The sequence below is a fragment of the Peribacillus sp. NPDC058002 genome, from assembly GCF_042886655.1.
GTDB lineage: Bacteria > Bacillota > Bacilli > Bacillales > DSM-1321 > Peribacillus > Peribacillus aracenensis.
In genome coordinates, this window is record NZ_JBHVQU010000357.1 from 1 (window position 1) to 2,879 (window position 2,879).

Here is a 2,879-nt window from a genome sequence, read left to right on the forward strand (position 1 = left end):
TATAATTATTGAATGAATAACGGAAACAGATAATCAACAATATTAAACGGTAAATTAATATTATTGATTTTTTTTAGTTAAAACATAAAATTAATTATTTATATTTTTAATTCCTTGTTATATAATCGAATCACACAAAAGAAAGGAATTTCATTATGGCTTATAAAGTAATTACAAATTGTCCTGTTTGCAGTGAAACATTGAAAATTACAAAGTTACAGTGCTCTCATTGTCACACCACGATTGAGAATGAGTTTGAATTATCTAAGCTGGCATCTTTATCAAAGGATCAGCTTCATTTTGTGGAAGTATTTTTGACATGCAGAGGGAATATCAAGGAAGTTGAAAAGGAACTGGGGATTTCATATCCAACGGTTCGAGGTAAGCTAACAGACATCATTTCATCCCTTGGATATGTGCAGAAGAAGAAAAATGAAGTAGACGAGAAAAAAGTTGTCACCATGTTGGAGAATGGAGAAATCACACCAGAAGAAGCTATTAAGCTATTAAAAGAGGAATAAGGAGGCATTTATCATGAAAGATGAAATTACAAGAGTGTTAACAATGGTTCAAGAAGGGAAGATTGATGCGAATAAGGGATCAGAACTGATTCAAGTATTAAAAGAGAAAGAAGAAACAGGTAATAAGCTTTTTGAAAAACCGACTAAATATTTAGATAAAACATTAAAAATTCGTGTTGTATCAGCCGAAAATGATAACGTTACGGTCAATTTGCCTATAAAACTCGTCAAGGTCGTATTAATGGCTGGACACAGCATCGCAGCTAGTATTTCGCAATCGGAAAAATACGTTAAAGATATAAACATAAACCTTATTATTGAAGCAATCGAAAACGAATTAGATGGCCAGATAGTTGATATTAAATCGGCAAACGGGGATACCGTTTCGGTCATCATTGATTAGTGATTTGCTTATGATGCATGTAAAAGTGAAAGCAAAAGACGTTCGGTTTTCCATCCCAATTCCATATGTTTTTTTAAACATTGTTATTTCAATTTTGTCTTCAAAATTTTTTCAGCAAAATGCAAACAAATGGACAAAAGAGCACTTCGAAAGAAAAAAACTGGACTTTACCTTTCCGCTAATAGACAAAAAAACGCTAAAGCCTATCGTCAAGGAACTAAAAAATTATAAAGGGATCGTGCTAGTAGATGTCAAAGCTAAGGACGGTACTGAGGTTAAGGTTAGACTATAATTTAATATTGAATACACCTTGATTAAATTATCCTTCAATTAAAGAGGATTTGTGAATAAATGTACTAAAACAAACGTGTGTTTTAGTGGAAAAAGGACATTTAATCAAACTTATAAAAATCTTATACTTAGGTAAAAAGTGTTACTCCATTTTTGAATCAATCCTTTTTCAAAATGGGGTTTTTGCATTTGCTATTAAATAAGCTTAAGACATATTTTAAATCGACCTTTATATTAAGGCTACAAAATTGCCCTTAATAAATTTACTTATCGTGCAAAATATCATTATTTAGCCATCATGTTGGGGTGTTTTTTCATCTTTATATTTTCACTAATACAACCCATTCTAATCAATACCTGCATGTCCAAATAAAAAAGGCAGCCACAAGGACTGCCTCTGTTGAACAACTTTTATCATTCACTTAATGTTTACGGCGCTTGTCCTTTTTGCATTTGCATTTACATTTACAATGTTTCCCAGGAAACCATACTGTACTGGGATCATTGTCCACAAAACATTTTTCCTCAAAACAACAATTTATCTCCATCCTAACACCCTCCTTACTATTGTATATGCTTGTATTGGTGGAAGGTGTGGACAAGTTGCTTAAAGTTTAGAAATGAATGCAAATTAATTCATTTTCCATGATTCTGCACAATTTTCAATGTATGAGGTGATTTTCGAATCTTATATATAAAATATATATGAAATTCCTCATCGTATTTGGCCATGCTTCCTTGTTTGCTTCATCGTTGATTCCTAAATTCTTTTGTTCCAGCAAGAAAATCATATCACCAAATAATAAATTATACTTTGGCAGCCATGTTGGGTTTCTCCGGGGATGTATGCTTCAATTTTCATATTTCCAACTGTTAACGGTGTTACCATTGAAGGGTCAGGAATAGAATAGTTGAACTCTTTTGCCAATTTTGCACTCCCTTTCTATTTACATAATTATATTATGAGATATTAAAAGAAATGTCATATATATTTGAACTCAAATTTGGAAGTATAACTATAGTACAGAAAGGAATAAATATCTTTCATAACTAAACATTTCGATACAGGCGCTTATACAGGCATTAGTCGCTCAAAAAAATAAAAAACGGTAAGTACTGCTTTCTTCCGAAATATCTTTCATGGATAAATCTGTTGTTTTGAGTAAGGTCGCAGCTCTCTGTATTCTCTCATTTTGAACAAACTCCGAGTAACTTACACCTGATTCCAAGACTAATATTAGAGACAAGTGCCGACCGAACATATTCAAATGACTCGAAGGTTGTGTTGAATTATCCTTGATAAACAATTTCGCTATATTGAAGAAGCCGTTTTAGGAAAGGTATGATGATTATCATCATGTAAATGAGAATCAAAGGTTTGCACTAACGAAAGAATGAGAAAATAAGACAATTTTTTTGCATTTCTTCGGAAAAGGCTTGTTCCGTCTTTGGATAAGCAGGGATTTCCAAATTAGCGTAGCCATCGTATCCTTCTAGTATGCCAATTGAAAATGGTTCTGATCTATCAAAAATCCCTGACCTTACCTTGCCTCTCCTCGTTGGCTACCTTTAGACCAACTACCGGATAGTTTTTTTCCTTCATTAATATATGAGTACCCTATTCCGTGTCATAGCTTTTCTCCAACCAGCCTCAAAAATATTTT

At 32.7% G+C, this 2,879-nt stretch carries 3 protein-coding genes; all 3 read left to right on the forward strand.

Translation table 11 applies throughout. The annotated features are described in order from the left end of the window. The first annotated feature begins 155 nt into the window (after positions 1 to 155). Genes ACFVSH_RS24940 through ACFVSH_RS24950 form a run of 3 tightly spaced genes read left to right on the forward strand, consistent with a single transcriptional unit; the run spans position 156 to position 1,216 of the window. On the forward strand, positions 156 to 521 hold the full coding sequence (locus ACFVSH_RS24940) for a DUF2089 domain-containing protein (RefSeq protein WP_379969235.1): 366 nt from the start codon (positions 156 to 158) through the stop codon (positions 519 to 521). 13 nt (positions 522 to 534) lie between these two features. After that, positions 535 to 924 (forward strand): SHOCT-like domain-containing protein, encoded by a 390-nt coding sequence (locus ACFVSH_RS24945; protein WP_387708434.1) that lies wholly within the window; start codon positions 535 to 537, stop codon positions 922 to 924. Positions 925 to 934: 10 nt separating this feature from the next. After that, positions 935 to 1,216, forward strand: a complete 282-nt coding sequence (locus ACFVSH_RS24950; protein WP_387598356.1) for a hypothetical protein — start codon at positions 935 to 937, stop codon at positions 1,214 to 1,216. Positions 1,217 to 2,879: the final 1,663 nt, after the last annotated feature.

Coding starts and splice junctions, on each gene's coding strand:
- ACFVSH_RS24950 (WP_387598356.1), top strand. CDS start 935: ATGATGCATGTAAAAGTGAAAGCAAAAGACGTTCGGTTTTCCATCCCA.
- ACFVSH_RS24945 (WP_387708434.1), top strand. CDS start 535: ATGAAAGATGAAATTACAAGAGTGTTAACAATGGTTCAAGAAGGGAAG.
- ACFVSH_RS24940 (WP_379969235.1), top strand. CDS start 156: ATGGCTTATAAAGTAATTACAAATTGTCCTGTTTGCAGTGAAACATTG.